The organism is Spongiactinospora sp. TRM90649, from assembly GCF_029382225.1.
Lineage (GTDB): Bacteria > Actinomycetota > Actinomycetes > Streptosporangiales > Streptosporangiaceae > Spongiactinospora.
Genome location: NZ_JARLTC010000009.1, coordinates 112,429 through 135,742, shown reverse-complemented (window position 1 = coordinate 135,742; position 23,314 = coordinate 112,429). Strand labels below are relative to the sequence as shown.

Below are 23,314 nucleotides of genomic sequence, written 5' to 3'. Positions count from 1 at the left end.
AGTGCTGACCGGCACCGGAGGCCCCGGGGAGCTAGACGTCGGCGTGCGCCAGGCTGGGCGACCTGCGGACGGCGAACCCGGTCCGCAGGTAGTACCACCAGGTGACGACGGCGCAGGCGACGTAGATCGCGAGGAAGGCGGTGAACGCGGCGTCCAGCGTCCCGGTGGCCTCACGGGACAGGGTGAACGCGAGGTTGATCAGGACGCCGCCGGCGGCCCCGACCGCGCCCACGACCCCCACCGCCGCCGCGGCCTGGCGCCTGGCGGTCGTCAGCAGCGGGGCGGGATCGGTTCCGTCCGCCAGGGCGCTCGCGCGGGCCTGGGCGGAGAAGATCAGGGGGATCATCCGGTACGTCGCGCCGTTCCCCACCCCGGACAGCACGAAGAGCCCGACGAACGAGGCGAAGAACAGCCAGAAGGCGTTCAGGCGCAGGCTGGTCAGCACGCCGCCGACGCCGACCGCCAGACCGGCGAAGGTCCACAGCGTGACGCGGGCCCCACCGATCCGGTCGGCGAACCAGCCTCCGGCGGGGCGGGACAGCGAGCCGATCAGCGGTCCCAGGAAGGCCACGGCGACCTGCCCGCCGAACTGGTATTGGATCAGTGCGGGGAAGGCGAACGAGAACCCGATGAACGAGCCGAACGTGCCGACGTACAGGAAGGACATCACCCACGTCTGCCGGTTGCGCATGGCGCGGCGGTAGGAGACGCCGTCCGGCGTGGCCGAGGTCAGGCTGTCCATCCGCGCCCACGCGGCCACCGCGGCCACGCACAGCAGCGGCATCCACATCAGCGCCGCGTACGCCAGGTTAAGCCCGGTGCCCAGATGGATCACCAGCACCACGATGAGCTGGGTGGACGCGACGCCGAGGTTGCCCGCGGCGGCGTTGATCCCCAGGGCGACGCCCTTCCTGCCCTCGGGGAAGAAGAAGGAGATGTTGGCCATGGAGGAGGAGAAGTTGCCGCCGCCCAGGCCCATCGCCGCCGCGGTGAGCAGGAAGAACCAGTAGGGGGTGCCGGTGTCGGTGACCGCGACGGCCAGCATCCCGGTGGGGATCAGCAGCACCCCGGCGCTGAAGGCGGTGAAGGCCCGCCCGCCGAACCTCGACACGGCGAAGGTGTACGGCACCCGCAGCGCGGCGCCGACCAGGTTGGGCACGATGAGCAGCCAGAAGATCTGGGTGAGGGAGAAGGAGAATCCCGCGTCGTCGAGGAAGGCCACGACGATGCTCATCAGCACCCAGACCGAGAACCCCAGGTTTTCCGCGAAGATCGATAACAGCAGGTTCCTGGTGGCGACGCGCCGCCCGGTCGTCTGCCAGAAGTGCGGGTCGTCGGGCTCCCAGTGGGATATCCAGCGGCCGGGCCGCCGGGTGTGATCGGTCATTTCTCACTCCAAAGTCTCATCGGAGAGCCAGTCGGCGAAGCTCCGCACGACCGGCCGGCAGGAGCCGCAGCCGGTACCGGCCCGCGTCCTTTCGATCAGCGCGTCCGCGTCGTCCGCCCCCGCGTGCCAGGCGTCGACCAGATCGGCCTTGGTGATGTGGTTGCATCTGCACACCGTGGCGGTCGCGGCCATGACGGCCGGGCCGGACGCGGGTGCGTCGGCGGGAAGCGCCCGTCCCAGCAGCAGCGCGAGCCGGTCGTCCGGGACGGGCACGCTCTGCACGTGGTGATAGGCGACGGAGGCGGCGGCGTCGGGGAAGCCGAGCATGATCGCGCCACGGACGCGGTCCCCGTCGACCAGCAGCTTGGCGTACCGTCCGCGAGCCGAGTCGGAGAAGCGCAGTTCCTCGGCACCGGTCGCGGTGGAGGCCCCTACGACGGCGAGTTCGATGTCGCGGGCCTTGAGCCGGGTCACCGTCGGGGTGCCGACGTAGCGCGCGTCGCCGCCCGTCAGCAGCTCGGCCAGTGCCTCGGCCTGTTCCCACGCCGACTGCACCAGACCCGAGACCGCCCCGGGATGCTGCGCCACGTCGCCGATCGCGTGGACGGCCGGCGCACTCGTGCGCAGCAGGTCGTCCACGACGATCCCGGCCTCGACGGCCAGCCCCGCCGCGACCGCGAGCTCCGTCCTGGGCCGCACACCGGCGGCCACCACCACGAGCGTGGCCTCGACATGACCGCCGTCGTCCAGCTTCAGACCGTCGTCGGGCAGGTACCGGGAGGCGTATCGCCCCAGCCTGAACCCGATGCCGTGCGCTTCGAGCCGCCGGACCAGCAGGGTCCCCGACTCGTGGTCGAGGTGGCGTTCCATCAGGTGCGCCGACGGGTGCACGACCGTGACGGCGCAGCCGCGCCCGGCCAGGGCGCATGCCGCCTCCAGGCCGAGCAGCCCGCCGCCGAGGATCGCCACGCGCGCCCCGCGCCGGGTCGCCTCGTGCGCGATCCGCCGGCAGTCGCCGAGCGTGCGGAACGGCACGACCCCGTCGGCCGGTACGCCGTCCTCACCGGTCAGCCCCTCAACAGGCGGGAGCCGGGGCTCGGCACCGGTCGCGAGGACGAGCACGTCGTAGGGCACGCGCAGGCGCGAGGTGTGCACGGCGCGGCCACGGGTGTCGATGGAGGTGACCACCACGCCCTCGTGCAGGCGGACGCCGCGCGACTCGGCCCAGCCGGGCGGGTAGAGCATCAGCGATTCCGCGCTCAGGGTGCCGGCGAGCAGCCCGGACAGCAGGACCCGGTTGTAGGCGGGGCCGGTCTCCTCACTGACGACGGTGACCCGGCAGCGCGAGCCGTCCGGGTCCCGATCGGTGATCTCCTCGGCCAGGCGCATGCCGGCCATCCCGCCGCCGACGATCACGACCTCGCGTGGCGGGTTCACGGCACACGCTCCAGGCGCACGGCGCAGACCTTGAACTCGGGCATCCGGCTCAGCGGGTCCAGCGCCGGATTGGTCACCAGGTTGGCCCGGTGCGAGCCGGGGAAGTGGAACGGCAGGAAGACCGTGTCGGGCCGGATGCCGGGGGTGAGCCGTACCTTGGCCAGTACCCCGCCGCGCCTGGAGACGACGCGGACCGGGTCGCCCTCGGCCAGCCCGTGCCGGGCGGCGACGGCCGGGTGGATCTCGGCGAACATCTCGCCAGCCACCGCCATCAGCCGCGCCACCTGGCGGGTCTGCGCGCCCGACTGGTACTGGGCGAGGACCCTGCCGGTGGTGGCGAACAGCGGATACTCGGCGTCGGCCCGCTCGTCGGGGGGCTGGTGCCGTACTGGTACGAAGCGGGCGCGGCCGTCGGGATGGGCGAACCCGTCCAGGAACACCCGTGGCGTGCCCGGGTGATCCGGCTCGGGGACCGGCCAGTGCAGCCGTTCCCCGGCGCGCAGCCGCGCGTAGGTGACACCGTGGTAGTCGGCCTTGCCGCCCCGGCTCGCCCGGCGCAGCTCGTCGAACACCGCCTCCGGAGATCGGGGGAAGCGCTCGCCGGGCTGGCCGAGCCGGGTGGCGAGCCCGTGGAGCACGTCCAGGTCGGTGCGAACCCCCTCAGGGGGCCGGACCGCATGCCCGCGCAGCAGCACTCTTCCCTCCAGGTTCGTCACGGTGCCCGTCCCCTCGGCCCACTGCGTCACCGGGAACACGACGTCGGCCAGCGCGGCCGTCTCGGAGAGCACGACGTCGGCGACGGCGAGGAGGTCGGTGGCCGCCAGCCGTTCGGCGACGTGCGCCGCGTTCGGGGCCGACACGGCGGGGTTGGTGCCGAACACCAGCAGCGCGCGAACCCCGTCGGGCGTGCCCAGACCGTCCAGCAGCTCGTACGCGGAAGGACCCGGCCCGGGTAGGGAAGCCGGGTCCACACCCCAGACGGCGGCCACGTGGGCACGGGCCAGGGGATCGGCGATCGAGCGGTAGCCGGGCAACTGGTCGGCCTTCTGGCCGTGTTCCCGCCCGCCCTGGCCGTTGGCCTGCCCGGTGAGACAGCCGAAGCCGGAGCCGGGCCGGCCGGGCAGGCCGAGCGCGAGCGCCACATGGATCCAGGCGCTGACCGTGTCGACGCCCTTGCTGTGCTGCTCGGCGCCCCGGCCGGTGAGGATGTAGGCGTTGCCGGCCCGGGCCAGCCGTTCGGCGACCTGCCGCTGATCGGCGGCGGCCACGCCCGTGACCCGCTCGACCCGCTCCGGCCACCAGGCGGAGGCGACCCGCCAGACCGCGTCGAACCCCGTCGTCCGCGACTCGACGTAGGCGCGATCCAGACGGCCGCCCTCCACCACGGCGTGCAGCACCCCGAGGGCCAGGGCGAGATCCGTGCCCGGCGCGGGCTGCAGGTGCAGCGCGGCGGCCCGCGCCGTCGGGGTGACGCGCGGGTCCGCCACGATCAGCCCGCCCGACTCGGCGCAGGCCGCCACGTGGCGCATGAACGGCGGCATGGTCTCCGCCGGGTTGGACCCGACCAGGACGATGGCGTCGGCGTCCCGCAGGTCGGTGACCGGGAACGGCAGTCCCCGGTCCATTCCGAACGCGCGGTTCATCGCGGCGGCGGCCGACGACATGCAGAAGCGACCGTTGTAGTCGATCATCGGCGTGCCGAGCGCGATCCGCGCGAACTTCCCGAGCAGGTAGCCGGTCTCGTTGGTCAGGCCGCCGCCGCCCATGATTCCGAGGGCCTGCGCGCCGTGCCTGTCCGACAGCCGCCGGAGTCCGGTGGCGACATGGTCGAGCGCTTCGTCCCACGTCGCCGGTCGCAGTCCGGTGGGGCCGCGAACCAGTGGCGTGGTCAGTCGCGCCGGTGAGGTGAGCAGGTCGGCCGAGGTCCAGCCTTTCAGGCACAGCGCCCCGCCCTCGGCGGCGTCGATCGACGCCGTGGCGCTGATCGTCATCCCGCATTGGAGGGCGCAGTAGGGGCAGTGCGTGGACGTGCCCATGGACGTCCTCCCATGACGGGGTCGGATCAGGCGGACTGCGCGACCGGGGCGTCCCTGACGTCCACGTTCATCACGACGCTGACGTTGCGGCCGAGCCCGAGGCTGAGCATCTCCAGGCTGCCCATCACCTCGCGGAACTGCGAGACCCGCAGTGCCTGCGCGCCGTCGCACAAGGCCTCGCCCGGCTGCGTGTGCACGTCGATGAGCAGCGCGTCGGCGCCCGCGGCCACGGCCGCCAGCGCCACCGGCTCCACCAGCTTCGGCAGTCCCGTGGAGTGGCTCGGGTCCACCATCACCGGCAGGTGTGAACGCTGCTTGAGCAGCGCCACCGCGGAGATGTCCAGCGTGAAGCGGGTGGCGCGCTCGAAGGTGCGGATGCCGCGCTCGCAGAGGATCACCTGGTCGTTGCCCGCCGCGAGGATGTACTCGGCGGCGGCCAGTGTCTCCTCGACCGTGCAGCCGAAGCCGCGCTTGAGCACGACCGGACGGCCGGCCGCGCCGACCTCGCGCAGCAGCTCGAAGTTCTGCATGTTGCGGGTGCCGATCTGCAGCGCGTCGGCCACCTCGGCGACCCCCTCGACGTGCCGGGGGTCGACGACCTCGGTGAGGATGGGCAGGCCGGTCACCCGCCTGGTCTCCTCAAGCAGCTCCAGCCCCGTCCAGCGCAGGCCCTGGAAGGCGTACGGCGAGGTCCGCGGCTTGAAGGCGCCGCCGCGCAGCCCGGCCACGCCGTGCTCGGCGACGGCCCTGGCCACGGCCTCCAACTGCGGGCCGCTCTCGACGGCGCACGGCCCGGCGAAGACCGCCACGCCACCGTCACCGATCTTGGCGGGCCCGATGGTGACGATGGTCCCCTCGGGCCGCAGTTCGCGCCTGCTCAGGCGCACGTTGCCGTCGCACACGACTGACGCGACCGGCCGTGGCAGGTTCCGCGGCACGTTGATCGCCGCCATCTCCGAGGTCACGATCACCGGAGTGGTGCCGAGCCACAGGAGTTCCGACGTGGCCTGGCGCGCGGACAGCAGCGACTGCCACGCGCTCAGCTCAGCGGGTTGGACGGTGGACTGGAAGACGTGGAGAGTCTCGGACGCTGGCATGACGATCCTCACTGTTCACGGTTGGCGATGAGAGGTCAGCTGAAGTCGAACCCGCTGGTACGCGAGCGCTTCAGCTCGAAGAACCGTTCGTATGAGGCGAGCTCCTTGACCGCGTCCCACATACGGCCGGCCTGCTCACCTCGGGGAATCGCGGTCAGCACCGGGCCGAAGTAGGCCACCGGGCGGTCGCCGTCCTCGAAGTGGATGGTCGGCGTGCCGACCTCGTAACCCACCGGCTCCATGCCCTGGTGGTGGCTCTTGCGCAGGGCGTCGTCGTGGTCGCCGGAGCCGGCGGCGGAGGCCAGCTCGGCGGGCAGCCCCAGCTCGGCCAGCGCCTCGGCGATGACCGATGGATAGTCGTTGTTGTCCTGGTTGTGGATCCGGGTGCCCAGCGCCGTGTACAGGTCGCGCAGGACGGCGTTGCCCTCGCTCTGGGCGGCGGCGACGCAGACCCGTACCGGGCCCCAGGCGTTGTCGCAGAACTCCCGGTACCACGCGTCGATCTCGCGGCCCTCGTTGAGCACCGACAGGCTCATCACCCGGAAGCTCAGATCGATCTCGCGTACCTTCTCGACCTCGAGGATCCAGCGCGAGGTGACCCACGCGAAGGGGCAGACCGGGTCGAAGTAGAACGTCACCTTGGGCATGCAGCGCCAACCTCACCGTGAGTACGCCAATGGGAGACAGCCCCGAGGAAGGCGTCGTTGTCCTCGGGGAGACCGATCGTGACCCGTACCCCGTCGCCGGGATAGGCACGCACGTTGACTCCGGCCGCGGCGCACGCGGCGGCGAAGTCCGCCGTCCGGTCGTGCAGCGGCAGCCAGACGAAGTTGGCCTGGCTCGGCGCCACCGGGACGTCCAGGTCGGTCAGCGCGGTCCTGACCCGTTCGCGCTCCTTGACGGTGCGCTCGACGCGATCCATCAGCTCGTCCTGTGCGCGCAGGGACGCGCGCGCCGCCACCTGTGCCAGGTGGTTCACCGAGTACGGCAGGCGGGTCTTGCGCACCTCCCGCGCCACGTCCCGGTGCGCCACGAGATAGCCGACCCGCAGGCCCGCCAGCCCGAAGGCCTTGCTGAAGGTGCGGACGACGGCCACGTTGGGCCGGTCACGCGCGAGGTCGAGACCGTCCGGCACGCCGGGGTCGCGGACGTACTCGCGGTAGGCCTCGTCGAGCACGACCAGGCAGTCGCGCGGCACCCGGTCGAGGAAGTCCCGCAACTCCTCGCCCCGCACCGTCGTGCCCGTGGGGTTGTTGGGGTTGCAGACGATCACGACGCGGGTGGCCGGCGTCAGCGCGGCGGCCATCGCGGCCAGGTCGTGATGGTCGTCGGCGAGCGGGACGGTGACCGGCCGCATGCCGGAGAGCCGGGCCAGCGACGGATAGGCGTCGAAGGAGCGCCAGGCGTAGACGGCGTCGGCGCCCGGCTCGCCCACGGCCTCGAACAGCATCTGGAGCACTCCGACCGAGCCGCAGCCCGCGACGACCCGCTCGGGGTCCACTTCGAGCCACGCGGCGATGTCGGCGGTGAGCTCTACGCAGCCGGCGTCCGGATATCGGTTGATCTGGGTGGCCGCCTCGGCGATGACCGCCGCCACGGACGGCAGCGGTTCGAGCGGCGACTCGTTGTTGGCCAGCAGGATCGGGGTCCCGGACGGCGCGACCGCGACCGGCCCCGCCCGATGCGCCGCCATGCCGGCGAGAGTGTCACGTAACGTGGGCAGCCATGAGTCCATCTGCGCTCCTTCGCGCGGGAAATTCAAGGCATTCAGCGGGGGAAAGGCCAGAGGGCCATATCTCGTTTCGGGCACACGAGTTCCACACGGAAAAGAGTGACACTTTCCCGGTGCGAGGGTCAACCCTTTCGCCACATTTTTCCGGGAAATATTCGTATGCCCTGGTAAACGCAGGAAGCCCGCTCGACTCAGTGTCGAGCGGGCCTATCAAACGGTTCCTGATCAATCGATCTGATTCCTCTTCTCCGCCAGGCGGAGGATCTCATCCAAGTCATATTCCGCGCGTCCGGGAGAGCCGTACCTTTGGATTTTCCCGCGGCTCACCCATTTCCTGATGGTGGCCTCCTTCACGCCCAGCGCGAGGGCCGCCAGTTCCGTGGGGACCATGCGCCGGGTGCTCATACGGCGGGCTCCGGCTCGGCGCGGCGCGTGCGCAGGCTGAGCGCGAGCCACTCGTGCGGCGCGAACACGTGCCCGGCGGTGCAGCGCACGAGGTCCCCCTCGTCGTGCCGCAGGTGGACGGTGCGCGGGCATCCCGGCCGGCTGCACGTGCCGAGCGCCACCGGGCTGGCGGCGGGCTCCAGCACCGTGTTGGCGAGCGTCACCAGGTTCGCGACCTCACTCACCAGGTCGCCGACCGCCGGGTGGGCGGCCAGCCAGGTCAGGTGCAGTTCCAGGTAGGAGGTCAGCTCGGGCACCCCGAGCCCGGCCGGGCCGTGGGTCCGCCGCTCCTCGGCGACCAGCGCGCACCAGGAGGCCAGCACGCTCTCCATCTCGGCGCGGGCGTGCACGGCCGCCTCGTTGAGCACGATTCCGGAGGGCCTGCTTAGGCGGCTCAGCCGCTGCGTCAGGCCGCGGGGGCCGGGGACCAGCCTCCGCTCGCACTCACGGAAGAGCCCCGGCAGGGAGCGCAGACTGACGCGCAGCGCGTTCCGGCAGGCCAGGCAGAGTCGGAATCCCGGTGCGACCGGGCGGTCGCAGGGTGCGAGGTCACAGTGCATGGTGGTCACTCCCCGTTTCGCGGTGGCGAGACATCGTGGGTCCAGCGGCCCAGTCCGAGGCCTCTGGCCGTCTTTCCGATCTGGAGCGTCAGCTCGCGGCTGATGGCGTCCACGCCGTTGAGGTCGATCACGCAGACGTCGGTCGAGCGGTTGGCGATCGGTTCGTCCGACCGCAGGATCTCGAAGAGGTCGCCGAAACGCGGCATCTCGCGACCGTAGTGTCGCCGGTAGACGGGGGGCCGGTTGGCGCCGGCCACTCCGTAGATCATGGTCAGCGCCTTCACCACGTTGGCGGGCAGGGCGTCGTCGCTGACGTTGACGATGACGGTGCCCGCGGAAACCTGGTCCAGCCACGACGCGTCCTCGAAGCCGTCGACCACGACGAGGTTCGCGCCGAACAGCGCCTCCCTGGCGTCCTCCTCGGCGGCGAGCGTCGCCCCCGCCATGAACAACTCGTCCCTGATCCGTTCCGGCACGTCGGCCTGGCCCTCGCCGGCGCACACCGCGACGTGTGTCACCTCCGGGACCCGTCTGACGAACACGTTCAGGTAGGCCGAGGCGTCCCAGCTCCTGAGCACCACCAAGCCCACCGTGGCGATGCGCGGAGCCGAAAGCCGCCGCACGACCGCCGCCGCGAGGCAGGCGCGGTACACGGTGCGGAGGGCGTGCAGGGGAAGCGCGTAGCTCACGCCCCCGTCCTCAACGATCAGCACGTCGTCCCCGGTGGCTGATCCGGGCTGTGTCTCTCCCCCGTTCGGTGCCCGTAGATCGGCGACGATCAGCATCACCGGATCGAACGTCTCGTAGGCGCGCTGGACGTCGTCACGGTCGAGCCACAACGTTGAGGTCATCGTCTTCCCGCACCTGGAGATCGAGTCGGACTTCGTGGTCGAACCATCTCACTGTCGGCCGGAGGGCTTTCTCCCGCCTTTCCGCTCGCTTTCCGGCGGTGAGAAGCCGGTGAGAAGCGGCGCTTGCTCGAATGGGCAGAATTAGAACACGATCATCCATTTGCCAACAAATCGAGGATCGTCATGGATGGCAATGTTCATCTTCTGCCGCAAAACGACATGCTTCGCGCGCTGCATACGATCATCCGCGATCGCGCGTGCACCCACGGGAGCTTCGTGTTCCACTCCCGGCGCGTGATCCGGCTCCTCATGGAGGCGGCGATGAACCTTCTGCCGGTCGGGAAGAAGGACGTCGTCACGCCCGTCGGGGCCACGTACGAGGGGCTGGAGATCACCGCTGAGTTGTGCGCGGTGAGCGTCATCCGCGCCGGCGACTCCATGGAGCTGGAGTTCCGGGAACTCTGCCCCGCCGCGCCCATCGGGAAGATCCTCATTCAGCGCGACAAGCAGACCAAACTGCCCCGGCTGTACTACTCCCACCTGCCCCCGGACATCGCCGACCGGCACGTCCTGCTGCTGGAGCCGATGCTCGCCACCGCCGGGTCCGCGCTCGCGGCCATCGGCGTCCTGGTCGAGGCCGGCGTGCCGGAGGAGGCCGTCATCATGATCAATTTCCTTTCGTCGCCGGAGGGCCTGCGCCGCGTCCACGCCGAGCGGCCGGGGGTGCGGATCGTGACGAGCTCCATCGAGGAGGGGCTCAACGAGCACGCCTTCCTGCTTCCCGGCATCGGCGACTTCGGCGACCGGTTCTTCGGCACCGCCGACGCGGGGGCACGCCGGTGAGCGGCCGGCGCGTCGCGACGGCCTCGGCGCTCACCGCGCTGGCCCCCACGGTCTGGGGCTCGACCTATCTGGTCACCACCGAGTTCCTGCCTCCGGACCGCCCGCTGCTGGCGGCCACGCTCCGGGCGCTCCCCGCCGGCCTGATCCTGCTGATGTTCACCCGGGTCCTGCCCACGGGTACGTGGTGGTGGCGGGCCGCCGTACTCGGCGTGCTGAACATCGGCGCGTTCTTCTACTTCCTGTTCGTGGCCGCCTACCACCTTCCCGGCGGGGTGGCCGCGCTGGTCGGGTCCATCCAGCCGGTGATCGTGCTGCTGCTCGGGGCGATGCTGCTCGGTGACCGAATCCTGCCCGCGCACATCCTCGCCTGCGTGCTCGGCGCCGGCGGAGTCGCCCTGCTCGTGCTGCGGCCACAGGCCGCGCTGGACGGCGTGGGCGTCGCGGCGGGGCTCCTCGGCGCGCTGTGCATGGCCTCGGGCATCGTGCTGACCAAGCGGTGGGGCCGTCCGGAAGGCGTCTCACTGCTCACCTTCACCGGCTGGCAGCTCACCGTGGGCGGTGTCGTGCTGCTGCCGATCACCCTGCTCAGCGAGCCGCTGCCCGACCAGTTGACGTGGGGGAACATCGCCGGGTACGGCTACCTGTGCCTGATCGGCGCGCTGATCGCCTACGTGCTCTGGTTCCGCGGGCTCTCCCGGCTTCCGGCGCTCGCCGCCTCGTTCCTGTCGCTCATCTCACCGCTGTGCGCGACCGTCCTCGGTTACGTCTTCCTCGGCCAGTCGCTGGGCCCGTTCCAACTGGTCGGGGCGGGCGCCGTCATCGCCGCCGTGATCCTCACTCAACCCCGGCGCCGGGCGGAGGCGCGGGCGCCGGCCGCTTCCGTCCGAACCTCGTGATCGGTAAATCCCCACCGGATTCTGCATTGGGTGGCGTTCAGCATGCTCACTTCACTGTCAACCGCGGGGGCGTTCCTCAAGGGGATGTCGCTACGCGATCAACTCATCTACCAGACCCTGCACAGGCCCGACGCCACGGCGGTCACCCACCAGACGGGCGACCTCACGTTCGCGCAGCTCAGCGACGCGGCGCATCGGGTGGGCGGCCATCTCGTCAGGCTCGGCGTGGCCCCGGACACCTGCGTCGGGGTGTTCGCGGAGCCGTCGGCCGAGCTGATGACCGCCGTATGGGGCATCCTCACCGCCGGAGCGGCCTATCTCCCGCTGTCTCCCGACTACCCGGAGGACCGGCTCGCGTACATGCTGGAGAACTCCGGGACCAAGGTGGTCATCACCCAGGAGCACCTGCGCGGTCGCGCCATGCGGCTCGCGCCGCGCGATGTCACGGTCATCACGGACGCCGACATGTCGGGAATCCCGGGCGAGCGCCTTCCGGAGATCCGCGGTGACCGCCTCGCGTACGTCATCTACACCTCGGGCAGCACCGGCCGGCCGAAGGGCGTGATGATCGAGCACCGCGCCATCGTCGCGCAACTGCGCTGGCTGGCCAGTTGCGGGCATCTCGGCCGGCAGGTCTCGATCCTGCAGAAGACGCCCATGAGCTTCGACGCCGCCCAGTGGGAGATCCTGGCGCCCGCCATGGGGGCCAGGGTCGTGACGGGCGCGCCGGGGCTCTACTGCGATCCCGAGGGGATCATCGACGCCGTACGCGAGCACCGGGTCACCGCGCTGCAGGCGGTGCCGACCCTGCTGCAGGCGCTGGTCGCCACGGAGCGGCTGGAGACCTGCCGGTCGCTGCGGCAGATCTTCTCCGGCGGGGAGGCGCTCGCCCGGGCCCTCGCGCGTGACCTGCACGCGGCCCTGCCCGAGGCGTCGGTCGTCAACCTGTACGGCCCGACGGAGACCACGATCAACGCTACCGCGCACTGGATCGACCCGGACACGCTCGGCGAATCCTCTGCCCAGAGCCTGTCTCCCACGGTCCCCATCGGAGTTCCGGTCGACAACGTCACCTGCTACATCCTCGACGGCGCCGGGCGGCCCGTCGACATCGGCGAGACGGGGGAGCTGTTCATCGGAGGCGTCCAGGTCGCCCGCGGCTACATCGGCGACCCGGAGGAGACCCGGAAGAGGTTCATCACCTCCCCGTTCAACCCGACGGAGCGCCTGTACCGCACGGGCGACCTGTGCGAGTGGAACTCCGACGGCACGATCCAGTTCGTCGGCCGTACCGACCACCAGATCAAGCTCCGCGGCTACCGGGTCGAGCTGGAGGAGGTGGCCCGCAGGGTCGAGGAGCACCTCTGGGTGCGCCGCGCCGCCGTCGTCGCCTACGACCACCCGCACACCGGCGCCAAGGCCCTCACCGCGGTCGTGGAGCTGGACGAGCGCACGGCGGCCGTGATGGACCAGGGACGCTCTGACGCCGCGCACCACCTGTCGAAGGCGTCCAAGCTCCAGGTCCGGGCGCAGCTCTCCAACCCCGGGCTGCGCGACCCGGAGGAGCTGCGCGGCCGGCAGGTCGTCCCGTTACCCGGCGGTACGGCCGCCGACCGGCAGGAACGCGCGGCCTTCGCCCGCAAGACCTACCGGACCTTCGGCGGCGGCCCCGTCACGGCGGCCGACGTGCTCGGCGCGCTGGCCGCACCCGCCAGGCCCGCGCTCTCGCGGACGCTCACCGAGCTGTCGTTCGCCGAGTTCGGCGAGATCCTGCGCTGGTTCGGGCCCCACCACAGCACCGAGCGGCTGCTCCCCAAGTATCTGTACGCCTCGCCCGGGGCCCTCTACGCGACCCAGATGTACATCGAGATCGACGGCCTGTTCGGGCTGTCGGGCTGCTACTACCATCACCCGGTCGACCACACGCTCGTCCGGGTCGGCGAGGCGTCCCGCGACTTCGGCGGGCCGGGGCTCCGGCTGCACTTCCTCGGCAAGAAGCGGGCGGTCGAGCCGGTCTACAAGAACAACATCGCCGAGGTCCTCGCGCTGGAGACCGGCCACATGATCGGCGCCTTCGAGGAGCTGCTGCCCGAGTACGGCCTGGCCGTCATCCCCGCCGGGTTCCGGCCGCAGGCCAAGGACCTGTTGGACGCGGCCGGCGACGACCTGTACCTGGGCGCGTTCGCCGTCGTCGAGAATCTCGGCCAGGCGTGGCTGGACCGGGTCGAGCTGTTCGTGCACGCGCACGGCGAGCGCGTGGCCGGCCTGGAGGCGGGGCTGTACCGGTACCGCGACGGCCGCCTTGTGCGGGTCGGCGCCGACATCGTGGAGAAGCGGCACGTCATCGCCATCAACCAGAGCACCTACGAGGGCGCCTCGTTCGGCGTGTCCGCGGTCTCCCGCGCGCCGGAGGAGTGGCTGCGCTACATCGTGATGGGCGCGAAGCTGCATCACCTGCAGAGCGTGCCCGGCATGGGCTTCATGTCCGCGGGCTACTCGTCGGAGAGCGGCGATCCGCTCCCGGCGTCCCGGCGCCTGGACGACCTCCTCGGCGCAGCGGGCCTTCCTGCGGCACCGGCGTCGTACTACTTCGTCGGCGGCGCCATCAGCGCGGAGCAGGCCGCGCACCGAGGCATGAACGAGGACGCCGTGCACGCCCAGGGCCCGGCGGAGATGATCAGGAAGGACCTCGTGCGGGCGCTGCCGGACTACATGATCCCCACCCAGGTCCTCGTGGTGGGCCGGCTGCCGCTGACCGCGAACGGGAAGATCGACCTGCCGGCCACGGCGGAGCTGCCCGAGGTCGTCAAGGCGCAGGAGGCGGCGCCATACGTGGCCCCCGCGACGCCCACGGAGCGGTGGCTGACCGAGTTCATGGGCCGGCTGCTCAGCCGGGCCGACGTGTCGGTCCAGGACGACTTCTTCACCTTCGGCGGCAACTCCATGCACGCCCTGGCCCTCGTCAACGAGATCAACCGTGAGTTCGGCGTGGTGCTGCCGCAACAGGCGATCTTCGAGTCGCCCGTCTTCGCGGACCTGGCCGCCCGGATCGACGGCGACGTCGTCACGGACACCTCGCGTCTCGTCCCACTGAGCGCGGACGGCCCCGGCACGCCCGTCCTCTGCTGGCCGGGCCTGGGCGGATATCCGCTCAACCTGCGGCTGCTGGCCCAGACCATGGGCGTGGACCGGCCCGTGTACGGGATCCAGGCGCACGGCGTCAACGCCGGTGAGACCCCGTTCGAGCTGATCCGCGACATGGCCATGGCCGATCTGACGGAAATCCGCAGGATTCAGCCGTCCGGCCCGTACACGCTGCTGGGATATTCGTTCGGCGCGCGAGTGGCGTTCGAGGTCGCCTGGCGACTCGAACAACTCGGTGAGAAGGTCGCGAATCTGCTTCTCGTCTGCCCGGGCAACCCGACGGTGCCGATCGAGTACAAGGGCGAATGGGGACGGGTGGCGTCGTACGCCAATCCCGAGTATGTCGCCATTCTTTTCTCCGTGTTCGCCGGGACCCTCGAAGGCGCAGCGCTCGGCGAATGTCTGGAAAAGACGCGGGACGAGCGGTCGTTCGTCGGATTCATCCACGATCTGATGCCCGCCCTCGATTCCGAGACGATTTCCAGAATCGCCAGGGTGGTCGCCGCGAGCTACGACTTCGAGTACAGCTTCGTCGAACTCAGGGAACGCACGATCGAGGCGCCGATAACCATATTCAAGGCGCGCGGCGATGATTACTCGTTTATCGAGGAAAGTACGGGGTATTACCGGCTTCCGCCAGAGGTCGTCGAGCTGGAGGGCGACCATTACACCGTGCTCAGGACGGCTGGGGTCGGCGAGCTCGCGGCGAGGATCCGGTCTCGGATGGAAGCGACACGAGGACTGTGAGGGCTGACATGCACACGATCCCGATCGCGTATGAGGACGAGGTTCTGGAAACCCTTCGCGAGGGCGGTCCCGTCGTCGCGCTGGAGTCAAACGTCATTACCCACGGCCTGAAATATCCGCACAATGTGGAAACTGCACTGAAGGTCGAAGCGGCCGTCCGGAAAGGTGGTTCAGTACCCGCCACGATCTGTGTCGAGAACGGCACGATACGGGTGGGCATGAGCGAGCGCGACATCGAGCGATTCGCATCCATGCCCGGCATTCCGAAGGTGTCCAGCCGCGACCTGCCCGTGGTGCTCGCGCAAGGCGGATCAGGCGCCACCACCGTCGCCTCCTCCCTGGTCGCGGCCGAACTGGCGGGCATTCCCTTCTTCTGTTCCGCCGGGCTCGGCGGCGTTCACCGGGGCGCGGAAACATCGATGGACATTTCCTCCGACCTCATTCAGCTCACCCGCTCGAAGGTCGCCGTGGTGTGCGCGGGGGCGAAGATGATCCTCGACCTCAAACTGACCATGGAGTACCTGGAGACCCAGTGCGTGCCGGTCATCTCCTACGGCTCGGATGACTTCCCCGCGTTCTACTGCGCCTCCAGTGGCATCAGATCCCCCCATCGCGTGGACGACGAGGACCTGATCGCGCGGATCGTCGCCGCTCACCGGGCCACCGGGCAGCCCGGCGGCGTGGTCATCGCCGTACCCCCGCGCGCGGAGGACGCCGTCGACGCGGCCACCGCCGAAACCGCCATCGACGAGGCGATCGCGCAGGCGAAGCGGGACGGCGTCGCCGGCCAGGGCCTCACGAAGTACCTGATGCGCGCCGTCGACAAGGCCACCGGCGGCCGTACCGCCGAGGCCAACATGGCGGTCCTCATCTCCACCGCCGAGGTCGGCGGACGCCTGGCCGCCGCCCACGCCCGCAACCGGCCCTGACGGAGGACACCCACATGAGGACACGGACCTGAGGAAACGGGCATGACGACCTTACCGACCCCCGGTGTCGCGGTCTTCGATCTGGACGGCACCATCGTCGACACGCCACGCGCCATCGTGGAGAGCTTCACCGCCGCGTTGGCCGCCTTCGGCACCGAACTTCCCGCCCCCGCGGAGATCCGGGCGACCATCGGGCTCCCGCTGGAACAGGCCGTCGGCAAACTGCTGGGCGTGGCCGCCGACGACCCGAGGACGGGGGAGGGGGTGCGCCGCTATCAGGCGCACTTCCGCGAGCACATCCTGCCCCGCGCGGCGGAGTTGCTGTTCCCCGGCGCCAGAGACGGGCTCACCGCCCTGAGCGAGCGGGGGGCGGCCCTCGCCGTCGCCACGAGCAAGCACTACGCGAGCGCGGACGCGCTGCTCTCGGCGGCGGGCATCCGGGACCTCTTCCGCGTGGTCGTCGGCGCCGACCAGGTGACCCATCCCAAGCCGCACCCGGAGTCCGGCCACGCCGTCCTTACGGCGTGCGCGCTGCCCGCCGAGCGGGCGGTGATGGTCGGCGACACGACGCACGACCTGCTGATGGCGAAGGCGTGCGGGATGCGCTCGATCGCCGTCACCTACGGTGTCCACAGCCTGCCGGAGCTACGGGCGGCCGGCCCGACGTGGATCGCCGGCACATTCGACGAGGTGACCGCGCTGCTCACGCCCCTTTTCCGGTGAGCCGAGCCGTCGGCGCGGCTCAGACCGCTTCTCCTTCGCTTCTGCGTCGCTTTCCGCGGTCGGCGGCGAGCACGAAGCGAGGACAAGAGGAACGAGAAGCCGCCGTTGGTTTTATCAAGTCATCAGAAAGCGATCGGCTCACAGAGGGTGACTCAAATGACCGCATCCCGCGCCTTTGACCTGACGATTCTCACCGGCCTCTGCCTCAGCGGAATGCTCGCCCTCGGTACGGCCGCCCAGGCCGACACCCACTGGTCCGGCGGCCAGGTCGTGGCCGGAGACACTCACTGGTCCGGTGGCCAGGTCGTGGCTGACGACACTCACTGGTCGGGCGGTCAGGTCGTGGCCGATGACACTCACTGGTCGGGCACCCGGGTCGCGGCCGACGACACTCACTGGTAAGCCGAGCGCTACTCCACGAGGTCCGTGCTCCTCGCCGCTTCGGCGCGGAGCACGGACCTTGTTTCATGCGGCGTTTCATGCGGCGTTTCGTGCGGCTCGGCGGAAGGCAGGGCCGAGTCGCCCTTGGCGGCCTGGATGTCGGACAGCAGCGCCGCCGCCTTGGCCACCCACACCGAGGAGCCCAGCTCCCGGAAGATCTCGCTCGCCTTGCCGGCGTGCTTGACGGCCAGCGCCACGTTGCCCCGCATGAGGGCGATCTCGCTCAGCGCGAAGACGGCCCTGCCCTCGATCATCCGCTCGCCCGTCGTACGGGCCAGCTCGATCACGTAGGCCATGGTGCTCCCCGCGTTGTCCAGCCGTCCCTCACGCTGCTGGACCACGCTCAGGCTGTACAGCGCGTGCACCTCACCGAGCCGGTCGCCCCTGTCGCGGACGATCCGCAGCACCCTGTGCAGCTCCTGCCGCGCCTCGTCCAGGTCGCCAAGGAGGATCTGCAACTCGGCGAACGTGTGCCGGATCTGCGCCTCGACCCGGACGCAACGCACCGTGCCGCAGATGTCCAGCGCCCGGTTCAGCAGGTCGTAGGCGCGGGCCGTCTCACCGAGGGGGAGCCAGTGCTTGGCCTGGGAGCGCATGATGTGCGCCGTGCCGACCTTGTCGCCGACGCGTTCCAGGAGAGTGAGCGCTCTCTCGTACTTGGCGATCATCTCGTCGTGGTCGCCGCGGAGGCCGTCGATGTTGGCGTGGTTGCGCAGCACCAGCGCGTACCCGTGCTCGTTGCCCGCCTCCGCGAACAGCTCCATCGCGGACCGGTAGTGCTCCTCTGCCGGGCCGAGCCGTCCCTGGAACATCAGGAGCGTGCCAAGCGAGTAGTGCATGGCCGCGAGGCCGATCCGGTTCCCCGCCTTCTCCGCGGCGTCGTACGCGGCCCGCGAGACCAGCCGCCAGTCGTCGAAGTACGCCTTGGCCTCGAACAGGGTGACGCAGGTGAGGGCCAGATCCCAGCTGTACTCGTCGAGGCCGTTGTCGGCCGCCTGCTGGACCGCGGCCACCAGACTCGCCCGCTCGCCCTCCCACCAGTCCATCGCGCGCACGACGATGGCGTTCAGGTCCACGGCGGGAGGCTGCCAGTGCGGGGCGACGCCGTGGATCACCGTGAAGTCGCCGCCGTACTCCATGTGGTGGGCGGTCCTCGCGAGCGAGAGCCACATGCCGAACACGCGCCGCAGCGCGTCGTCCCGTGCCTGCTCGGACTCGTCCGCCATGACCTGCTCGTGCGCGTAGACCCTGAGCAGCGCGTGCAGGCGGTAGCGCGGGTTGAGCGTGCCGGAGTACTCGACCTCTTCGAGCACCCTGGCGTCTACGAGCTGTTCCAGCACTCCCTCCGCCTCCGCGAGGCCCGTGTTCAGCAGCGCGGCGGCCGTCCAGGAGGGGACGTCGGGGGCCTGGACGATCGACAACAGCCGGAAGAGCCGCTGCGCGGGCTCATCGAGGCTCTTGTACGTCAGGTCGAAGCTGGAGCGCAACTCCCAGCCGCGATGCTCCAGCTCGTCGAGCCGGCCCACCTCGTCCCGCAGCCGCTCCACCAGGTGGCTGATCGGCCACCGCTTGCGCGACGACAGCCGCGCGGCGGCGATGCGCAGGGCCAGCGGCAGCCCGTCGCACAGCCGGTTGAGCTCCACGACCGCCTCGTTCTCGGCCGTGACCCGGTTGGCGCCGAGGATCCTGCTGAGCATCTCCCGCGAGTCCTCCGGCGCGAAGGTCTCCAGATTGATGTGATGGACCCCCGGCAGGCCGTTCAGCTCGCGCCTGCTGGTCACGATCACCCCGCAGGTCGGGCTGCCCGGCAGCAGCGGCCGTACCTGCGACTCGTCGCTGACGTCGTCGAGGACCACGAGTATGCGCCTGGTGGCCAGGCTGGTGCGGTAGAGATCGACCCGCTCGTCCAGGGTGTCGGGGATCACGTTCCCGGGCACGCCGAGCGCGCGCAGGAACCTGGCCAGTTGCGAGGCGGTCCGCGCGTCGTCCGGCGGGCCCTGGAACTCGGCGTAGAGCGCGCCGTCGCAGAACGCGTCGTGCAGCTCGTGCGCCGCCCGGACCGCCAGGGCGGACTTGCCCACCCCGCCCCTGCCGGAGATCCCCACGATCGGCATGGCGTAGCCGGACTCGGTTCCCTCCACGAGCAGCGCCTTGATCTCGGGCACCTCCGCCGTGCGACCGGTGAAGTCGGGAGTGCTGGCGGGGAGCTGCCGGGGCGGCGACCATCGGGGAGCCTCGCTGGGTTCCGTGCGGTGCGGCCGGGCCGCCGTCGCCGGGTCCACGCGCGGCGGGACGGCCAGGCGCTCGTGCGCGGCGTCGCGGTTCAGGATCGACTGATGGAGATCCTGCAACTCCTGGCCGGGCTCGACCCCGATCTCCTCCACCAGCGTGGTCCTGGCCCGCTGGTAGACCTCCAGCGCCTCGGCCTGCCTGCCCGACCGGTAGAGCGCCTGCATCAGGTAGCCGTACAGTTGCTCGCGCAGCGGGTGCTCGTCCACGAGCATCACCAGCTCGGCGATGAGCTCTTCGTGCTGGCCCAGCAGCAACTGGAGCCGCGTCCGCTCGCCGATGGCCACCATGCGCTGCTCGTCCAGCGCCGCCGCGGCCCGCCGCAGCACCGCGCTCTCCAGCCCGGCCAGCGCGGGGCCGCGCCACAGCTCCAGCCCGCCCCGCAGGCTCTGGACGGCCTCCTCGTGCTGCCCCGCGTCGGCCTGCTTCTTGGCGAGCTTCATCGCGGCGGCGAACAACTGGCTGTCCATGCCGTCCTCCGGCAGCCGCAGGACGTAGCCGACGCTCTGGGTCGTGATCACCTCCGGGTGGCCCCCCTCGGCGAAGAGCTTGCGCAATTGGTAGACGCACACCTGGACCTGCCCCCGCGCCGACGGCGGCGGATCATCCGCCCAGAAAGCGTCTATCAATTGTTCGGAGGTTGTCACCTGATTGGCGTTCAGCCCCAGCATGGCGAGCATGGCCTGCCGCCGTGGGCCCCCTACCTTGAGCGCTCGCCCATGTGCGACGACTTCCACTGGACCGAGGACGCGAAGCAGCATTGGAGCTCCTTTGCATCTAGATCATTCATCATGGAAGTACCCGTCGCCATTCTCACCGACATGGCAGCCTTGGAGACTCCAGGATGCGGCTTCCGCATATCCTAGTGTAGAAGGTCCGTCAATGTGCACACACTTTAGGTGCCTTCTGTCCACAATGTGGACTGATTGGTACTTGACCAGTTGTTCACAGTGTCTACAGATCTGAAAGTTCGGTGTCACGGAGGGCCTGGGATGCAGATCCCTGACGCTGTATGCCACCCTTCTGAAGGTATGCATCGGTCGGCGCGCTGACCACCCGACGTCGTGCGTTCGGTAACCGTTTACCTATAGCGGTAGGCCGCGATTCGCGCGCCTGTTCCTATGCGCCACCGCGGACCTCTCTCGCCGAGGCCAGGACCGTAGGCCCTCGTCGGAGATCTTTGGCCGCACGGTGGCCCGATGGCGGCGAGGTCGCAGGGAGAACCGAAAACCCCGCCCCGTGAGTGGCCGCCGAGGCCCGTCCGGCGGTCATCGGGTCGCCCCGCCGCGAGAGAGATTTTCGGTCTGGGGATCCGATTTGGCGACCGTCTTTGGCGAGACCAGTGCATCCGATTCTCGCGTGCGTCTGCCGTCGGCCCACCAGGGGCCGGCCCGGTGCGCTCGGGCGGCACTCAGTCAATCGCCGAGTGAAAGATCGACTCGCTAGCCCATGGCGTCCGCCTGATGAATTCCGCGCTTCCGAGAAACTGTAACATAGTTTAACATCATGTAAATGGTTTTAGGGGTTGCAGATGTTCTCAATAAGTGATACCGAAGGTGATCCAGTATGTGATTGATCGGGATGGACGAGGCGGACGCGGTGCGGAACCGCGACCGCCGGGCCCGGACCGCCGGTACGGCTGGCGGGCGTCCTCGCGCGGGGGTGCGGCCGCCCTCGCCGGACCGGCTCCCCGACGGCATGTGCTCAGGTCACGGGTGGGACTCGGGGCTGTCGCGCGGCAGTCGCCTATGATTTCATATATGAATTGGCACGGCATGTCAGCCGTGCCGGAAGTAGCACCGTTCGTTACGGAGGTGCGGGCCATGGCCGTTCTGGTCCGGACGACCGATGTGGCGATGCGGGAGCGGGAGGAACTCTGGCGGCACGCGGTCTCCCGGTCCTTCGTCCCGCTTGACTTCGAGTTCCGCGGCGTCGGCGGCTTCGCCGGCGAGATCGCCGGAGAGACCCTGGGCACCGTGATGGTCACCGAGGTGACCGCGGCGTCGCACCGCGCGGAGCGCACCGAGAAGCACATCGCGCGCTCCGACGAGGCCGGGTTCTACAAGCTGAGCCTGCCCACCAGCGGGCGCGTGCGGATCGCCCAGGACGGGCGTGAGGCCCCACTGCTGCCCGGCGAGATCGCGATCTACGACACGAGCCGGCCGTACCAGGTCACCTTCGACGGCACCTGTCGGGTGATCATGGTCATGTTCCCGCACCGCGAACTGCGCCTGCCGGGCAACGCGATCCGCGAGGTCACCGCCAGGCGGGTCTCCGGCGGGCGAGGGCTCGGCGGCGTGGTCTCGCCCATGCTGGTGAACCTGGCCGGCCACATCGACGAGGTCGGCGACTCCCACCCGATGCGGCTCGCGGACAACGTCGTCGATCTGATCGGCACCCTGTACGCCTCGCTGCTGGGCGAGCGCGCCGACGCCTCCGACTCGATGCGCATGCTGCTCAACCGGGCCAAGATGTTCATCGCGCGACACCTCGACGACCCAGGCCTCGGGCCCGAGGCGATCGCCGCGGCCTGCTACGTGTCCACCGGCTACCTGCACAAGCTGTTCCGCGCCGAGGGCATGTCGGTGGGGCGCTACATCCGCGAGCGTCGCCTGGAGCAGTGCCGCCGCGATCTGCTCGACCCCGGCTCGCGCGAGGTCGCCGTCAGCGCCATCGGCGCGCGCTGGGGCTTCGCCGACGCCGCGCACTTCAGCAGGGTGTTCAAGACGAGCTACGGCCTCGCGCCCCGCGAGTACCGGCTCAGCCGCGACGTCGTCCCCTGCGAGCGGATGCCGGCCGGCGCGCTCTCCGATGCCCCCTAGCGGCCCCGCACGGCGGGCCCGGACTCGATTCGGCCCGGCGGCTTGACTCTGACGGTTCGGGACTTGTCGGCCAGTGCACCGATGCCCGGAGACCCGTCGCGCGGCCCGGCGCCGCTTCCCTACGGTTCCGGTAAGTCGCTCAACCCGGAGGTTCGCCCATGACGGAACCACAGGAGGACACGGCGGCGGACGGCTTCACCGGCGACCTCGCCGGCAACCGGCTGCCGCGCACCGACCGGCTCGCGGGCCGTGAGCTGCGGATCGCCGAAGCCACAGAGGACGACCTCGTGCTGGGCTTCCGCACCGGCGACGTCGTCGAGTGGCGGCGCGGCGCGCACGGCGGCACGGACTGGTACGAGGCGATCGAGGTCCGCCCAGAAGTGTGGTTCCTGACCCTCCGCCGCGAGGACGGCCCCCGGCACGCCGACGTGCTCGTCGTGCGAGAGGACACCGGCTGCACGCTGCGCGTCGCGTCGGACGTCGCGCCCGAGCCGACGCCCGGGTGGCCCCGCGTCGGCCAGACCTTCACGCCGGGAACCCTCGCCGCCGCCGAGGCGCCCGGCGCCGAGCCGGGTCCCACCCGCGACCTCATCGGCTGGCGGGCGCTCTACCGGTACGGCCCCGGCCTGGTGTACGAGCACGTGTACCTGAACAGCGAGCGGTACGCGTGGCAGTGCCTGGCCGGCGCGCAGCGCGGCCAGGGTGACGTCGACCTAGCCACCACCTGGTCCCTCGGCGACGGCCTGTACGTCTTCACGTTCCGCGAGTTCCTCATCCCGGTCGCCACCACCTGGCTGTACGACCTCGACGCGATGCGCACCACCGGCACGTTCCTCGCGCTCGGCGCGGACGATACGGTGACCTGCGGCGCGGGCGGGGCGTACATCACCGAGCTGGGCCGGGTCCGCTATCCCGACGACCAACCTGTGTAGGAAC

At 70.4% G+C, this 23,314-nt stretch carries 18 protein-coding genes; 8 read left to right on the top strand and 10 right to left on the bottom strand.

The annotated features are described in order from the left end of the window. Positions 1 to 31: 31 nt before the first annotated feature. The 9 genes from P3X83_RS13125 to P3X83_RS13085 all read right to left on the bottom strand — a co-directional run bounded on the left by P3X83_RS13125 (position 32) and on the right by P3X83_RS13085 (position 9,544). A complete protein-coding gene (locus tag P3X83_RS13125; RefSeq protein WP_277305288.1) occupies positions 32 to 1,387 on the bottom strand; it encodes a nitrate/nitrite transporter in 1,356 nt (451 codons plus the stop codon). 3 nt (positions 1,388 to 1,390) lie between these two features. Continuing rightward, a complete protein-coding gene (locus tag P3X83_RS13120; protein ID WP_277305287.1) occupies positions 1,391 to 2,824 on the bottom strand; it encodes an FAD-dependent oxidoreductase in 1,434 nt (477 codons plus the stop codon). Continuing rightward, positions 2,821 to 4,860 carry a molybdopterin oxidoreductase family protein gene (locus P3X83_RS13115; RefSeq protein ID WP_277305286.1) on the bottom strand — a complete coding sequence of 680 codons (2,040 nt, stop codon included), beginning with the start codon at positions 4,858 to 4,860 and terminating at the stop codon, positions 2,821 to 2,823. The genes P3X83_RS13120 and P3X83_RS13115 overlap by 4 nt, the downstream gene beginning before the upstream one ends. 26 nt (positions 4,861 to 4,886) lie before the next feature. Then, entirely contained in the window at positions 4,887 to 5,957 is a 1,071-nt protein-coding gene (aroF, locus tag P3X83_RS13110) for a 3-deoxy-7-phosphoheptulonate synthase (protein ID WP_277305285.1), read from the bottom strand. 35 nt (positions 5,958 to 5,992) lie between these two features. Continuing rightward, positions 5,993 to 6,604: a disulfide bond formation protein DsbA gene (locus P3X83_RS13105; protein WP_277305284.1), complete on the bottom strand. Its 612-nt coding sequence runs from the start codon at positions 6,602 to 6,604 to the stop codon at positions 5,993 to 5,995. Further along, positions 6,592 to 7,692: a histidinol-phosphate transaminase gene (hisC, locus tag P3X83_RS13100; RefSeq protein WP_277305283.1), complete on the bottom strand. Its 1,101-nt coding sequence runs from the start codon at positions 7,690 to 7,692 to the stop codon at positions 6,592 to 6,594. Before hisC ends, P3X83_RS13105 begins: the two co-directional genes overlap by 13 nt. 222 nt (positions 7,693 to 7,914) lie before the next feature. Further along, the gene (locus P3X83_RS13095) at positions 7,915 to 8,094 is read right to left on the bottom strand and encodes a helix-turn-helix domain-containing protein (RefSeq protein WP_277305282.1); all 180 of its coding nucleotides are present in this window, start codon (positions 8,092 to 8,094) and stop codon (positions 7,915 to 7,917) included. Continuing rightward, positions 8,091 to 8,693 (bottom strand): hypothetical protein, encoded by a 603-nt coding sequence (locus P3X83_RS13090; protein ID WP_277305281.1) that lies wholly within the window; start codon positions 8,691 to 8,693, stop codon positions 8,091 to 8,093. Before P3X83_RS13090 ends, P3X83_RS13095 begins: the two co-directional genes overlap by 4 nt. Before the next feature lie 5 nt (positions 8,694 to 8,698). Beyond that, positions 8,699 to 9,544 (bottom strand): hypothetical protein, encoded by an 846-nt coding sequence (locus P3X83_RS13085; protein WP_277305280.1) that lies wholly within the window; start codon positions 9,542 to 9,544, stop codon positions 8,699 to 8,701. A 183-nt stretch (positions 9,545 to 9,727) separates the two neighbouring features. On the opposite strand from P3X83_RS13085, the gene upp reads away from it, so the two are divergent. From upp to P3X83_RS13055, 6 genes are all read left to right on the top strand, one after another. Then, entirely contained in the window at positions 9,728 to 10,387 is a 660-nt protein-coding gene (gene upp, locus P3X83_RS13080) for a uracil phosphoribosyltransferase (protein ID WP_346742707.1), read from the top strand. Beyond that, complete coding sequence (locus P3X83_RS13075; RefSeq protein WP_277305278.1) at positions 10,384 to 11,283, top strand: EamA family transporter; 900 nt, start codon at positions 10,384 to 10,386, stop codon at positions 11,281 to 11,283. The genes upp and P3X83_RS13075 overlap by 4 nt, the downstream gene beginning before the upstream one ends. A gap of 42 nt (positions 11,284 to 11,325) precedes the next feature. Continuing rightward, entirely contained in the window at positions 11,326 to 15,174 is a 3,849-nt protein-coding gene (locus tag P3X83_RS13070; protein WP_277305277.1) for an amino acid adenylation domain-containing protein, read from the top strand. A gap of 8 nt (positions 15,175 to 15,182) precedes the next feature. After that, positions 15,183 to 16,103, top strand: a complete 921-nt coding sequence (locus tag P3X83_RS13065; RefSeq protein ID WP_277305276.1) for a pseudouridine-5'-phosphate glycosidase — start codon at positions 15,183 to 15,185, stop codon at positions 16,101 to 16,103. 42 nt (positions 16,104 to 16,145) lie between these two features. After that, positions 16,146 to 16,826: an HAD family hydrolase gene (locus tag P3X83_RS13060; protein ID WP_277305275.1), complete on the top strand. Its 681-nt coding sequence runs from the start codon at positions 16,146 to 16,148 to the stop codon at positions 16,824 to 16,826. Between the two features lie 156 nt (positions 16,827 to 16,982). Beyond that, a complete protein-coding gene (locus tag P3X83_RS13055; RefSeq protein WP_277305274.1) occupies positions 16,983 to 17,228 on the top strand; it encodes a hypothetical protein in 246 nt (81 codons plus the stop codon). 8 nt (positions 17,229 to 17,236) lie between these two features. On the opposite strand, the gene P3X83_RS13050 is transcribed toward P3X83_RS13055, so the two are convergent. Beyond that, positions 17,237 to 20,317 (bottom strand): BTAD domain-containing putative transcriptional regulator, encoded by a 3,081-nt coding sequence (locus P3X83_RS13050; protein ID WP_277305273.1) that lies wholly within the window; start codon positions 20,315 to 20,317, stop codon positions 17,237 to 17,239. Positions 20,318 to 21,379: 1,062 nt separating this feature from the next. Here P3X83_RS13050 and P3X83_RS13045 point away from each other — a divergent pair. Both P3X83_RS13045 and P3X83_RS13040 read left to right on the top strand, forming a co-directional pair. Continuing rightward, positions 21,380 to 22,378 carry a helix-turn-helix domain-containing protein gene (locus P3X83_RS13045; protein ID WP_277305272.1) on the top strand — a complete coding sequence of 333 codons (999 nt, stop codon included), beginning with the start codon at positions 21,380 to 21,382 and terminating at the stop codon, positions 22,376 to 22,378. A 158-nt stretch (positions 22,379 to 22,536) separates the two neighbouring features. Beyond that, entirely contained in the window at positions 22,537 to 23,310 is a 774-nt protein-coding gene (locus P3X83_RS13040; RefSeq protein ID WP_277305271.1) for a MoaF C-terminal domain-containing protein, read from the top strand. The last annotated feature ends 4 nt before the right edge of the window (positions 23,311 to 23,314 follow it).

Bases quoted from the DNA above. Each gene is read 5' to 3' on its own strand.
- P3X83_RS13125 (WP_277305288.1), bottom strand. From the start codon at position 1,387: ATGACCGATCACACCCGGCGGCCCGGCCGCTGGATATCCCACTGGGAG.
- P3X83_RS13115 (WP_277305286.1), bottom strand. From the start codon at position 4,860: ATGGGCACGTCCACGCACTGCCCCTACTGCGCCCTCCAATGCGGGATG.
- hisC (WP_277305283.1), bottom strand. From the start codon at position 7,692: ATGGACTCATGGCTGCCCACGTTACGTGACACTCTCGCCGGCATGGCG.
- P3X83_RS13070 (WP_277305277.1), top strand. From the start codon at position 11,326: ATGCTCACTTCACTGTCAACCGCGGGGGCGTTCCTCAAGGGGATGTCG.
- P3X83_RS13055 (WP_277305274.1), top strand. From the start codon at position 16,983: ATGACCGCATCCCGCGCCTTTGACCTGACGATTCTCACCGGCCTCTGC.
- P3X83_RS13060 (WP_277305275.1), top strand. From the start codon at position 16,146: ATGACGACCTTACCGACCCCCGGTGTCGCGGTCTTCGATCTGGACGGC.
- P3X83_RS13050 (WP_277305273.1), bottom strand. From the start codon at position 20,317: ATGCTGCTTCGCGTCCTCGGTCCAGTGGAAGTCGTCGCACATGGGCGA.
- aroF (WP_277305285.1), bottom strand. From the start codon at position 5,957: ATGCCAGCGTCCGAGACTCTCCACGTCTTCCAGTCCACCGTCCAACCC.
- P3X83_RS13085 (WP_277305280.1), bottom strand. From the start codon at position 9,544: ATGACCTCAACGTTGTGGCTCGACCGTGACGACGTCCAGCGCGCCTAC.
- P3X83_RS13045 (WP_277305272.1), top strand. From the start codon at position 21,380: ATGGCCGTTCTGGTCCGGACGACCGATGTGGCGATGCGGGAGCGGGAG.
- P3X83_RS13065 (WP_277305276.1), top strand. From the start codon at position 15,183: ATGCACACGATCCCGATCGCGTATGAGGACGAGGTTCTGGAAACCCTT.
- P3X83_RS13090 (WP_277305281.1), bottom strand. From the start codon at position 8,693: ATGCACTGTGACCTCGCACCCTGCGACCGCCCGGTCGCACCGGGATTC.
- P3X83_RS13105 (WP_277305284.1), bottom strand. From the start codon at position 6,604: ATGCCCAAGGTGACGTTCTACTTCGACCCGGTCTGCCCCTTCGCGTGG.
- P3X83_RS13040 (WP_277305271.1), top strand. From the start codon at position 22,537: ATGACGGAACCACAGGAGGACACGGCGGCGGACGGCTTCACCGGCGAC.
- upp (WP_346742707.1), top strand. From the start codon at position 9,728: ATGGATGGCAATGTTCATCTTCTGCCGCAAAACGACATGCTTCGCGCG.
- P3X83_RS13095 (WP_277305282.1), bottom strand. From the start codon at position 8,094: ATGAGCACCCGGCGCATGGTCCCCACGGAACTGGCGGCCCTCGCGCTG.